Origin of the sequence: Arthrobacter sp. SLBN-53, from assembly GCF_006715585.1 — a bacterium.
Lineage (GTDB): Bacteria > Actinomycetota > Actinomycetes > Mycobacteriales > Mycobacteriaceae > Mycobacterium > Mycobacterium neoaurum_A.
Genome location: NZ_VFNN01000001.1, coordinates 4062341 through 4075111, shown reverse-complemented (window position 1 = coordinate 4075111; position 12771 = coordinate 4062341). Strand labels below are relative to the sequence as shown.

11 protein-coding genes are annotated in these 12771 nt (G+C 65.7%); 3 read left to right on the top strand and 8 right to left on the bottom strand.

The genetic code is table 11. The features are described from left to right. Positions 1 to 2: 2 nt before the first annotated feature. Complete coding sequence (locus FBY28_RS19560) at positions 3 to 3299, bottom strand: error-prone DNA polymerase (protein WP_141868988.1); 3297 nt, start codon at positions 3297 to 3299, stop codon at positions 3 to 5. 167 nt (positions 3300 to 3466) lie between these two features. Here FBY28_RS19560 and FBY28_RS19555 point away from each other — a divergent pair, with 167 nt between their 5' ends. Continuing rightward, entirely contained in the window at positions 3467 to 3853 is a 387-nt protein-coding gene (locus FBY28_RS19555) for a hypothetical protein (RefSeq protein ID WP_216847830.1), read from the top strand. Positions 3854 to 3965: 112 nt separating this feature from the next. Here FBY28_RS19555 and FBY28_RS19550 read toward each other — a convergent pair whose 3' ends face one another. The 5 genes from FBY28_RS19550 to FBY28_RS19530 form a co-directional block, all read right to left on the bottom strand. Further along, a complete protein-coding gene (locus FBY28_RS19550) occupies positions 3966 to 5489 on the bottom strand; it encodes an APC family permease (protein WP_141868987.1) in 1524 nt (507 codons plus the stop codon). Further along, entirely contained in the window at positions 5486 to 6367 is an 882-nt protein-coding gene (locus FBY28_RS19545; protein WP_023985402.1) for a universal stress protein, read from the bottom strand. The genes FBY28_RS19550 and FBY28_RS19545 overlap by 4 nt, the downstream gene beginning before the upstream one ends. A 54-nt stretch (positions 6368 to 6421) precedes the next feature. Beyond that, positions 6422 to 7291, bottom strand: coding sequence for a MaoC/PaaZ C-terminal domain-containing protein (locus tag FBY28_RS19540; protein ID WP_141868986.1), 870 nt, complete (start codon positions 7289 to 7291; stop codon positions 6422 to 6424). A gap of 77 nt (positions 7292 to 7368) precedes the next feature. Then, positions 7369 to 7902, bottom strand: a complete 534-nt coding sequence (locus FBY28_RS19535) for a hypothetical protein (RefSeq protein WP_141868985.1) — start codon at positions 7900 to 7902, stop codon at positions 7369 to 7371. After that, on the bottom strand, positions 7899 to 9725 hold the full coding sequence (locus tag FBY28_RS19530) for an ABC transporter ATP-binding protein (RefSeq protein WP_141868984.1): 1827 nt from the start codon (positions 9723 to 9725) through the stop codon (positions 7899 to 7901). The genes FBY28_RS19535 and FBY28_RS19530 overlap by 4 nt, the downstream gene beginning before the upstream one ends. 76 nt (positions 9726 to 9801) lie before the next feature. Between FBY28_RS19530 and FBY28_RS19525 the strand changes: the two genes are divergently transcribed. Further along, entirely contained in the window at positions 9802 to 10377 is a 576-nt protein-coding gene (locus tag FBY28_RS19525; RefSeq protein WP_160145512.1) for a TetR/AcrR family transcriptional regulator, read from the top strand. A gap of 101 nt (positions 10378 to 10478) precedes the next feature. Further along, positions 10479 to 10832 (top strand): hypothetical protein, encoded by a 354-nt coding sequence (locus tag FBY28_RS19520; RefSeq protein ID WP_141868982.1) that lies wholly within the window; start codon positions 10479 to 10481, stop codon positions 10830 to 10832. A gap of 39 nt (positions 10833 to 10871) precedes the next feature. On the opposite strand, the gene FBY28_RS19515 is transcribed toward FBY28_RS19520, so the two are convergent. Further along, positions 10872 to 11981 (bottom strand): sensor histidine kinase, encoded by a 1110-nt coding sequence (locus FBY28_RS19515; protein ID WP_141868981.1) that lies wholly within the window; start codon positions 11979 to 11981, stop codon positions 10872 to 10874. Beyond that, positions 11971 to 12771, bottom strand: a complete 801-nt coding sequence (locus FBY28_RS19510) for a response regulator (RefSeq protein WP_286178272.1) — start codon at positions 12769 to 12771, stop codon at positions 11971 to 11973. Before FBY28_RS19510 ends, FBY28_RS19515 begins: the two co-directional genes overlap by 11 nt.

Genomic DNA, 12771 nt, shown 5'->3' with positions numbered 1-12771 from the left:
GGTCATTGGAAGTCCCTCGATCGGGATCGCACCTTCAGATCCACCGGGCCCATCCGGTCGGCCAGCACCGTCACCGCACCGGTCGCGTTCTGCACGATGCCGCGGATGATCAGCGCCGGCGCGCTCTGCGCCAGCTTGCGGTAGCGCGCCCAGACTCCCGGGGCACACAGCACGTTGACCATGCCGGTCTCGTCTTCGAGGTTGACGAAGGTGACGCCCTGGGCGGTGGCCGGGCGTTGTCGATGCGTCACCGCCCCGGCGACAAGGATGCGGCTTCCGTCGGGCACCGAGAGCAGTTCGGCGGCCGGGACGACCCCCATCGCGGCCAGGTCCTCGCGCAGGAACTGGGTGGGATAGCTGTCCGGTGAGACGCCGGTGGCCCAGACATCGGCGGCGGCCAGTTCCAGAGCGCTCATCCCTGGCAGGGCCGGGATGTGTGTGGATGACCCCACCCCGGGGAGCCTGTCGGGGCGTTCGGCGGCGGCCGCACCGGCCGCCCACAATCCCTCTCGTCGGGTGATCCCGAAGCAGCCGAGTGCCCCTGCGGTGGCCAACGCCTCGGTTTGGGGGACCGAAAGTTGGATTCGTGCGGTCAGATTCAGCAGATCGGTGAACGCCCCACCGGCGATCCGGTCGTCGACGATCTTCTTCGCCAGCTCATCACCGATGTGACGGATGCTGCCCAGGCCCATCCGCACGTCCAGCCCCCGGTTCTCGCAGGTGGCGTGCGCCAGACTCGCATTGACATCCGGCCCGTGCACGATGACGCCATGCCGACGGGCGTCGGCGACCAACGACTGCGGCGAATAGAACCCCATCGGCTGGGCGCGCAGCAACGCGGCGCAGAACACGGCGGGATGGTGCAGCTTGAACCACGACGAGTAGAACACCAGCGAGGCGAAGCTCAGCGAATGGCTCTCCGGGAAGCCGAAATTGGCGAATGCCTCCAGCTTGTCGTAGATCTTCTCGGCCACCGCACCGGTGATACCGTGCCGCTCGCGCATCCCGTCGAAGAACCGGCCGCGTAACCGGCGCATCTTCTCGGTGGACCGTTTGGAACCCATCGCCCTGCGCAGCTGATCGGCCTCGGCCCCGGTGAAGCCTGCACAGTCCACCGCCAGTTGCATCAGTTGCTCCTGGAACAGGGGTATGCCGAGGGTCTTCTCCAGGGCCGGTTTCATCGACGGGTGGTCATAGGTCACCTCTTCCTCGCCGTTGCGCCGCTTGATGTACGGATGTACCGATCCGCCCTGGATGGGACCGGGACGGATGAGGGCCACCTCGACCACCAGGTCGTAGAACATCCGCGGTTTCAGCCGCGGCAGGGTGGCCATCTGCGCGCGGGACTCGACCTGGAACACCCCGACCGAATCGGCGCGTTGCAGCATCTCGTAGACGGCCTGCTCCGACAGGTCCAGCCGGGACAGGTCCACCTCGATACCCTTGTGCTCGCGGGCCAGGTCGATGGCGTAGTGCAGCGCCGACAGCATGCCAAGTCCCAGTAGATCGAACTTGACCAAACCGATTGCGGCACAGTCGTCCTTGTCCCATTGGAGAACGCTGCGATTCTCCATTCGCGCCCACTCCACCGGGCACACGTCGGCGATCGGGCGATCACAGATCACCATGCCCCCGGAGTGGATACCCATGTGCCGGGGCAGATTGGAGATCTGGGTGGCCAGGTCGACGACCTGCTCGGGGATGTCTTCCACGTCGGGGGAATCGGCAAGCCCGTTCCAGCGGCTGATCTGTTTGCTCCACGCGTCCTGTTGCCCTTGCGAGAAACCCAACGCACGGGCCATGTCCCGGACCGAACTGCGCCCCCGGTAGGTGATGACGTTGGCCACCTGGGCGGCGTAATCACGGCCGTACTTTTCGTAGACGTACTGGATGACCTCCTCGCGCAGGTCCGATTCGATGTCGATATCGATATCGGGTGGGCCATCGCGCGCCGGCGACAGGAACCGTTCGAACAACAACTCGTTGGCGATCGGATCGACATTGGTGACCTTGAGGGCGTAGCAGACCGCGGAGTTGGCCGCCGACCCCCTTCCCTGACAGAGGATGTCACGTTCTCGGCAGAATCGGGTGATGTCGTGCACCACCAGGAAATAGCCTGGGAAGTTCAGCTTTTCGATGATGGCCAATTCATGCTCGATCTGGCGATACGCCTTCGGTGCGCGCTCGGGCGTGCCGTAGCGGTCCAATGCCCCCTCGCGCACCAACAGACGCAGCCAGCTGGCCTCGGTGTGTCCGGGAGGCACATCGAACGGCGGCAACTGTGGGGCGATCAACGCCAGGCCGAAGGCGCATTGTTCACCGAGATCGGCAGCGGCGGAAACGATCTCGGTACCGAAGACGCGAGCCATCTCCTCCCCCGAACGCAGATGCGCCCCACCCAGTGGCGCCAGCCACCCGGCCGCGTCGTCCATCGAGTTGCGAGCCCTGATCGCCGCCATCGCCATGGCCAGCCGCCCCCGCTCGGGTACGGCGAAATGCGCGCCGGTGGTGGCGATCAGCCCCAGGCCGAATCGCGATGCCAATCCGGTAAGGACGGTGTTGCGCTCATCGTCGAGCGGGTGACCGTGATGGGTCAACTCGACGCTGACGCGATCGGCCCCGAACCGATCCACCAGGTCGGCCAGCGCCGCCTCGGCGGCTTCGGGCCCGCCACGGGTCAGCGCCTGCCGGACATGACCTTTGCGGCAACCGGTGAGGATGTGCCAGTGCCCCCCGGCGGCCTCGGTGAGTGAATCGAAATCGTAATGCGTTTTTCCTTTTTCGCCGCCGGCCAGATGGGCCGACGAGATTTCGCGGGACAACCGTCGATAACCCTCCGGCCCCCTGGCGAGCACCAGCAGGTGAGGCCCCGGCGGATCGGGTTGTTCGGTGCGGGGCACGTTTCCCAGCGACAGTTCCGCACCGAATACGGTGGCCACATCGAGCTCACGGGCCGCCTCGGCGAACCGCACGACTCCGTAGAGGCCGTCATGGTCGGTCAGCGCTATGGCCCGCAAGCCGAGCCGCGCCGCCTCCTCCACCATCTCCTCCGGGGTACTGGCCCCGTCGAGGAAGCTGTAGGCCGAATGGGCGTGCAGTTCGGCATACGGCACCGAGGAGCGCGCACGCTGCACACCGTCGGCCAGGTAGGCCCCGCGTTTGCGCGACCAGGCCGGACTGTCACCCCCATCACCGGATGGCTCCAGCGGCAACCCGGAGCGGCGCGGCTTTTCCCGGGGCCTACTACTGAGGACCCGCTCCATCTCCGGCCAACTCGGCGGTCCGTTGTGCCAACCCACCCACACAGTGTATCGAACAATTGTTCGATACACTGTGTGGGTGGGTTGGCTGCCCTTGGGCGCGAATTGAGGTCCATTGGCCCTAGAGCGCGCCCACGCTCCGACAGCACAGTTGAACTGACTGCGGGAAGCCCACAGCCGGGTCCGCACACGGAGGTACACCGACCATGACCGACACACCGGAGCCCTCGAACGCGTCCACCACCGCCGCGCCCGCAGTGACAGCCACGACGAACCGGCTCGACCACGCGGAACATCGGCCCAACCGCCTCTACCAGAGCTTGGCCTGGGTCGGCATCGTCACCGGCGTCTTGTTCGTCGTCATGGTGATTTTCGGCGCCGGGTTCTTCACCGGTGCGGCGACCGGCGGCTACCACGGATGGACCCGCGGCTATCACAGCGCTCAGATGGGACAGAACGGACCGAGCGGGGGTTGCCCGATGATGGGCCCCGGCCCGATGATGGGACCCGGTCCGATGATGGGCCCCGGTGGCATGCCGTCGCAACGACCGGCACCGAGCATGATGCCCATGCCTCCACAGCGACCGTCATAGAGGTCGACGCATGAGGCGTCCGCCCCCGCCGCGCGGAGGCGGACGCCGTGGTCGCCGTGGAAGATATCGGCACCCTCGCCCGGAATCGAGATATCCCGCAACCAGCGCTTGGCTACTCCTTGAGCGCCGGGGTATCCCGCCGCAGGGTCTGGCCGAGGAAGAACTCCGGTCGTCGCGCCCGCATCACGAGCATCAGCACCGCACCGAGCGCCAGGATGCCGAATCCGATGAAGAACACCAGCCCGATACCACCGATCGCCGCACCGCTGCCGTTCTCCGGGTTCATGCTCTCACCGATGGCGATGACGAACACGATCGCCAGCATCAGCCCGCCCAACAGCGGGAACAGGAATTTGAAGATGATGTTGTGGGCGTTGGCGAACAGTTCTCGCCGGAAGAACCAGACGCAGGCGAACGCGGTGATGCCGTAGTACCAGCAGATCATGATGCCCAGCGCGGCGATGGTGTCCCAGAGCGCATTATCGGACAGCAGCTTGACCACGGTGTAGAAGCCGGCGGTGACGACACCGGCGACCACTGTCGAGTAAACCGGGGTCAGGAAGCGCGGGCTCACCTCGGCGAAACGGGCCGGGAACGCCCTGTAGGCGCCCATCGCGAGCATCGCGCGGGCCGCGGGCAGGAAGGTGGTCTGCAGGCTGGCCACCGAGGAGGCGAACACCGCCAGGTAGAGCAGCGGACCGAACCACCGACCCAGCACCGGGTCGGCCAGCGCACCGAAGACATTCTCCGAGTTCTCCGGGTTGCCCAGGCCCAACCCCTCCTCTCCGACGCCGGCGTACATCATCACGGCGACCGCGATCAGCAGATAGGTGATCAGGATCGACGTCACACACAACAGCCCGGCCCGGCCCGGCACCTTGGTCGGATCCTTGGATTCCTCACCGAGGGTCAGGCAGGTGTCCCAACCCCAGAACGCGAAGATCGAGCCGGTGAGGCCGACGGCGAACACGGCCAGCGTCAGCCCGGTGAAGGGGTTGAACCAATCCAGGTCGAAGCTCAGGCCGGCCGGGGCATCACCACGGCTCACGTGCACGAAGGCGGTGACCGCGAACGCCACCAGTACCACCAGCTGAAAACCCACCAGCACGAACTGGACTCGCTCGCTGGTCGTGATGCCACGACTGGCGATCAACGTCGCCAACGCGATGAACACCAGGGTGGTGACGATGTTGACCATGACATTGCCCGCCAGATCGGCGATGCCGGGCTGATTGAACACGCGTGCGATCAACAGGTAGAAGAATTCGACGGCGATCGCCGCCAGGTTGGACAGCACGATGATCGAGGCGACCACCATGCCCCATCCGCACATCCACCCCACGTAGGGTCCGAAGGCCTTGGTGGACCAGGTGAACGACGCCCCGCAGTCCGGTGTGCGGGAGTTCAGTTCGCGGTAGGCATAGGCGGTCAAGAACATCGGGATGAACCCGGCGATGAAGATCGCCGGCATCTTCAGACCGACCGCGGCGACGATCACCCCGATGCTCGCGGTCAGGGTATAGCCCGGTGCCACGCACGAGATCCCGAGCATGGCACCGGACAGGGTGCCGACCTTCCCCTCGGCGAGACCCTTGGAGACCGATCCGGTGCCCGCTTCCGAACTGCTCGTGGTCACGAGACCTCCTGGTCGGCAGTGCTGGGAACGACGATCATCGGAACCTCCAGCACCCGTAGCATCTTGGCCGCCGTCGATCCGAGGAACAACCGCCGGGGTGCGGCCAATCTGCTGGAGCCGACCATGATCACGTCCCCGTCATGCCAGGGCAGTCGGCTCACGGCATCCTCCACCGAGCTGCCGTCGGCCACCGTGGCCGTGACCGAAAAACCCTCGGGCAGTGATTCCTTGGCTTCATTCAAGGTCCGGTGAGCGTGGGCGAGCGCGCGCTCGCGCGACGCCTCGGCATCCCCACGCAGTGATCCGAACATCGGGTCGAGGGCGACCAACGAGACCAGTCGCAACGGGACATGCGCCCGCTCGCACGCCCGTACCGCGACGTCCAGCAGCACACCGGCACCGGCGCGCTCACCGATGGCGCAGGTCACCTCCCGCACCCGCGCGGCGGACGACGACCGGGTTCCTCTGGGCGCCACCGCCACCGGCACATGGGAGGAATGCAGCAGATCGTTGACCACCGAGCCGAGTGTGAAACTGCCGACCAGTCCGCCACCCGCGCCGCCGACGATCACCGCCTGCGCGCCGAGGCGCCGCACCTCGCTGAGCAGACCGTCGGCTGCCGAGTCGCTGAAACTCACATGCGCATGTGCGACGACGTCATCGGGCACCGTCGCCAGCGCATCGGCCAACCACTCATGCGCCTGCTGGGCCAGCAGTTCGTCGTACCCACCGGTGGTCACCATCGCAGGTACCCCACGATCGGGGGGCAGCACCATGCATATGTCCAGTTCGGCGGCCAGGCTCCTGGCCAATCGGACGCCCAGCGCGACCGCATCCGCTCCGCCGGGGGTGGCGAGGTATCCCACAGCCAATCTCATCAGGACATCCTGTCAACGCAGGGGCCACCCGCACAGGCATTTGAGCCTACGAAATCAGTCGTTGTACTCCGCCGTGCCGTCGTCGAGCACCACCCGGGCACCGGATCCGTCGGGTTGGGCTGCCTCGGTGCGGAACACCGCGCGGTGTCCTTCGGTGCGCCAGATCGATGTCGTGAGGGTCTCACCGGGGAACACCGGTGAGCTGAATCGCGAGGCGATCGCGGTGACCTTGGTGGCGTCCCCGCCGCCGAGCTCGGCGACCAGGGCCCGGCCCGCGACGCCATAGGTGCACAGTCCGTGCAGGATCGGGCGGGGAAACCCGGCCAAGGTCTGAGCGAACCACGGATCACTGTGCAGCGGGTTGCGGTCGCCGGAGAGTCGGTACAACAGAGCCTGGTCATCGCGCGTGGTCAGTACGACCTGCGCGTCGGGGGCGCGGCCGGGGAACTCAGGTGCGGGCGGCCGCTGCCCGGGTTGGCCTCCGAACCCGCCCTCACCCCGGATCACCACGGTGGTCAGGGTTTCCACCATGACCGCACCACTGTCGGGGTCGGCTCCGATGCCCTTGAGCATCACCACCGCATTCTTGCCTGCTCCCTTGTCCTGGATGTCGGCGACCTCGGAATGCACACGCAGACTGCCTGCCGGCGGCAGCGGCGCGAACACCCGGATCTCCTGCGACCCGTGCAACAGCATGCTGAAGTTGAACGATCCGATCAGCATCGCGGCGCCGAAGGGCGAGCACGCGATCACGGCGAACGTCGGCAACACCTGCTGCTCGATTCCGTGGCTGTTCTCGGTGGTGAACGCCAGGTCGTCGACCCCCGCGCCGACACCGAGCGCATAGAGCAGTGTCTCGCGATCGGTCCAGGTGAAGGTCTGGGCGTCGGACTTCGCGCCGACGGCATTCGGGTCGATGGGCATGCGGGCGATCCCTTCGCGGCGGGCTTTCAGGGTATGAGCGCCGACGATAGCCCACGGAGCCGAGCCGCCGGCCGGGATCACTTGATCATGAGGTTCACCAGGATCACCGCCAATCCGATACCGGCATTGCCGAGACCGACGGCCAGTGCACCCCAGCGGGAGTAACCGCCGAGGCGACCGGCCAGCAGACCCCAACCGAAGAGCAGTGCCGCGTTCATCAGCAAGATGATCGAGGTGAATCCGAGGGTGTCCAACCCGTCCGGGCCCTCGACATCGTCGCGCCAGGCGAAGATGTGGGCCAGCCACAAGGCGATCACCGTCGGGATGGACGCCAGCACCATGGGGATGCCGGTCAGCATCGAGGAGCCCAGATCCCGCCAGAAACCCTTCTCCGCGTTGACCTGATGCGTCGAGACGTGCTGTCCGTAGCTGCGCGTGACGGCGGCGATCGCGACACTGATGGCCACCCACAAGGCCGAATAGCTGGGTGCTTGACCCACCGGAATGGCGGCCAGGGTCGCGCTGGCGAACACCGTCCCGATCACACCCCCGTATATGTCGTTGGCGGACAGAGATTTCCACCGAGCAGGCAGCATCGGGTCGTCGGTCATGGTGTGGTCCTCAGTTCTCGGTGTGGCGCTTCGTCAGTGTCATCACGGCGTGGCCCGACACCGACATCGAGGCGCAAGGCATCGACCAGACGTCGGTACAGTGCACACCGCTCGATCAGCTCATCATGACGCCCCCGGTCGATGATACGGCCGCGATCCATCACGATGATCGTGTCCGCATCGATGACGGTCGAAAGACGGTGCGCAATGGTGACGACGGCGCGTTGTCGTGCCTGTTGCCGAATGACATCGTGCACAGCTGATTCGGAGAGCCCGTCGATCTGAGCGGTGACCTCGTCCAGGAGCAGCGCCTCGGGTTCGGCCAGCAGTGCCCGCGCCAACGCGACACGTTGACGCTGTCCGCCCGAGATGGTGGCCGCCTGGACATCGGTATCGAGACCCTGCGGTAGTCCGTCGACGAGGTCGGACAGTCGGAGCTGCGCGATGACCGCATCGATATCCCCTTGCGAAGCAGCCTGGTTGGCGAACACCAGGTTGTCGCGAAGACTTCCCGGCAGCAGCGGACTGTCCTGCTCGACATAGCCGAGTCGTTCCCGCACACCACTGCTGCCCAAGTCTGCATACGGCGAGCCGGACATCAGCAGTCGGCCCGCATCGGGTTCGATGAACTTGAGCATCAGGGCGAACAATGTCGTCTTCCCGGCACCGGAGGGGCCGACAATCGCGGTGTGTCCATGTCGGGGCACCTCGAGGTCGACATCACGAAGGATCTGTGGGCCGTCGGCGCGGTACCGGGCACTGACCCGCTCGAGTGTGATGACCGGGTCATCGGCCTCGCCGGCGGGCAGGGTCGATGCAGATCCGCCGGAGCGCTCCGGCGGCAATGCCTGCACGTCCCTTATCCGGCCTGCCGCCGCGATACCCGCCTGCAGCGTGGTCAGGTGGGTACTCAGTTCCATTGCAGGACCCAGCAAACCCACTGCATAGAGCAGAAACGCCACCAGCGTGGACATGCCGAGCTGCCCGATGGCAACGAGATAGGCACCCCCGCAGACGATCACAAGGGTAGCGGCCTGTACTCCGGAGAAGGTCACGCTCCACACCAGCGCCTCTCGTCGTACGGCGCGAAGGCCGTGCCCCCGCGACTCGTCGGCAAGGTTGAGCAGACCGCCGGCCTGACGGTCCTCCGCCCTGGCGACCTTGACGGTCTTGACGGCGCGCAGTGTTGCCTCCAGCGACCCGCCGAGACGGCCCAGTGAACCCTGCGCTTGCTCCTGCGCCTGCCCGATCGCCGGCATCAGGACCGCGAATACCACCGCGACGAGAACCATTGCCGCGATGGTGATCGCACCCAGCAACGGATTCAGGTACACCATCAGAATCAGCGTTCCGATCACGGTGATGGTGCCGTTGACCAGGCCTACCGCACTGGAGGATGCGGCCTCCCGCAACAGCACGGTGTCACTGGTGACTCGAGTCACCATCTCGCCGCTCGGTCGCGCCTGCAATGGCGTCAGCCGGGCGCGTAGGAAGCGCAGGACCATGCCCTGGCGGGCGTCGTAGACGATGTTTTCCGCCAGCGTCCCGAGCACGATCCATTGCCGCCAACTCAAGATGGTGCCGACGACGATCAGCCCGGCCAGCAGCATCACCGGTGCGCCGAATCGGTTGCCCGGCAGGCCGATCGCGTCCAGCACCCATCGGGTGACCAATGGTGTCGCGAGTTCGGCTGCCGACACGCCCAATCCCAGCATCAGAGCCAGCACGAGCTTGCCGCGGTGCGGACGGGCGAACCCCCACAACACGGACAGCCTGGTCGGCCGTTTCGCATCGGGGAGATCGGTCGTCGAATCGATACCCATACAGAAAATTAGGACATAGATGTCCGATTTTCGTCAAGTTATGACCGATAGCCGGTCAATGAGGCATCATGAGTGCATGCCGACAACAGGTCCCCCGCCACGGTTGCGTGACCGCACCCGCGCGGCCTTGCTCACGGCGGCCATCGACGTGCTGACCGACAACGCGGCAGCGTCGATGAGCGATATCGCCAAGGCCGCCGGCGTCGCTCGAAGCACACTCAATCGCTATTTCCCCGACCGCGCCGCTCTGACCGAGGGCATCGAGGCATTCGTCGAGGCCGAGTACGAAGAGGCCGTCCGGGACGCTCGTACATCCGAAGGCACCGGGCTGGCCGCCTACCTGCGCATCGTCGACGAAATGCTCGAGCGACTCGACAGCCTCGGCTGGTGGATGCGGGCAGGTGCGGATGCCGACCCCGATGATTTCGACTGCGAATCCGACGCAGGCATCATCGCCGTCATCCAACGCGGGCAACAGGACGGCTCGGTCGATAGCCACTTCACCCCGCTGTTCATGGTGGGCGCCACGTGGTCGCTGCTGACCGCGGCGCACATGGACATTCGGCATGGCAAGCAACCCCGACGGGAAACCCGCGACATGTGTCGCAACGCACTGGCGAAGGTCGCCGGCGCGGGTGAACCGGCTATGTGACGGTCGGCGTGCCCATACGGCGACAAACTGCGTCCAGTCGGCGGAGACATACCGCCGCCCGGCGGATTCCGCACAGCTCGACACGTTGACACGCTGTTGTCATGTCAGAGAGTCTCCAGGCCCCCGCAGAAACACATGCCATCACGAGTCCCGTTGCCACTGCGGCGCCGGCCCGATCAAGGGCCTCCACCCGGATCTACCGCGTCGCGGCAGGTGTCGGTATCGCCGTCGGCGGTGTCATCATCGCCGGCGCGATCTTCATGTTCGGTCTTCTGATCGGCAGTCAGTCGAGCATGGGCTGGGACGATCCCGGCTATACCGGCATTGGCTACGAATCCGATTGGCACATGGGCATGTTCGACGGTGACGACGCGGCATTCTGGGGTGAGTGGAACGAACCCGGCGACGCCGAACCGAGTTCGCCGAACAACACACAGCCGGCACCCGCCCGCTGATCGCCGACACGGCTCTCCGCGGGGAACCGAGGTCCGAAGTCATCCGGGCAGCGGCAGATACAACGACAGCCGGTATCCCCCGTCGGCCAGCCCACCGGACGACAGCGACCCGCCCAGGAGTTCGGCACGTTCACGCAAGCCCAGCAGACCGTAGCGATCGCTGGGCAAGCGATCGGGTGTCCGGGTCGGCGCAGCATTCGTCAGCGTCACACTCACTCGCTGGGCGTTGATACCCAGCTCGAGTGCCGCGGGAGCCCCCGGCGCGTGCTTGGCGATGTTCGTCAAACCCTCTTGGACCGCTCGGTAGATGGCTCGTTGTACCGCTGCGGGAGTTCGTACCGCAGGGTCGATTTCGGCGCTGACCTCGATGGCGATCCCCGAGTTGGCCACCAACGCGTCGATGTCCTCGATACCGCGGGGCGGATCAAGGCCCTCGGGCTGCCCGCCCGATGCCCGCAGCACCCCGACCATGTCCCGCAGTTCGTCGAGAGTCTGCACGCTGAGCTTCCGAATGGTCCGCGCTGTTCTCGCGGTCGCCTCATCGGGTGCCGTCACCTGAAGCGCACCCGCCTGCACCGCGATCAGGCTGACCTGATGCGACACCACATCGTGCATCTCTCTGGAGAGGTTGGTGCGTTCCCGCGCCAGCGCCTTGTCGACGATCAGTTCTTGTTCGTGCCGATGGGCCCGGTCGATTTCGACCAATTTCGCCGACAACTCCGCCCGAGCTCGCATCAGTAGACCCAGAAGCAACGGAGCACCGGTGAACAAAATCGCGTAGACAATGTCGAGTAAGCGGCTGGCGTTGGAGTACGGCGTCTCCCAGACGCTGGTGTAACACACGAAAACCACTGCCGCACAACCATATATTCGCACCCGGCTGGTGCGTTCCTCGGCGACGGTATAGAGCGCGACGAGCGCCGCGACAACCGCCGAGCCCAGCACGAGCGCCGGGATGGTCGCGGCGAAGACGAGATAGGGAAAGCGATGACGCACTGCCAGGACTGCGACAGCAACGATCGCGAGGGTCATCTCACTCGTCGAGTAACCGCCGTCGAAGGCGTTGACTACGACATCGGCACCGGCGAGTCCGATGAGCAGCACATCGATCAGGAGACGTTGGCCCGGCGGCGGCAACCTACTGGCCATGCCGGTCGCCACTGTCGAGCACGCCGGCGCGCTGAGCCAGAATGGCGGCTTCGACCCGACTTCTGACCCGCAGCTTGGCCAGGATCGAACTGACCTGATCCTTCACGGTGCCGACACTGGTGTAGAGCGTGCCCGCGATCTCACCATTGGAACGGCCCCGTGCCAGCAATTGCAGCACCTCGGTTTCACGACCGGTCAATGCCTGCAGCCGCTGCGCCGCGTCTGGATCCACGGGGTCATCGAGGTAGCCCGAGATCACCTTCGGGCCGACGCCGCCAGACAGTACGAGACCACCAGCAGCCAGACTGCGTATCATATGCGGGAGTTGTTCGGGATCAGTATCTTTCAGCAGGTATCCGGTGGCACCCATGCGCAACGCGGCGGCGATGTACTCGTCTGCGTTGAAGGTGGTGAGCATGGCCACCGCCGGTGGCGATGACAGCTGCTGCAACTCGGACAGCACGGTCAGGCCGTCCTTGCCCGGCATGCGGATGTCCAGCAGTACGACATCGGGCTGGTGCTCACGAATCACGGCGAGAGCACCCACTCCGTCGGACGTGCCGACCACCTCGATATCGGCAACCGCCGACAGAATCAGCTCGAACCCGGATCGGATCAGCGCTTCGTCGTCGACGATCACCACCCTGGGCACGGGGACCTCCTCCACGCTGCAGTCGCCATTGCGAATGCTCCGGCCCCCACGGTAACCCCGGACGACGATCACACCTGCCCGGTCCACCGCCTTCACAGCCGGATGGTCGCGAGATTCACCTACGCGGCTGGTGGTCAC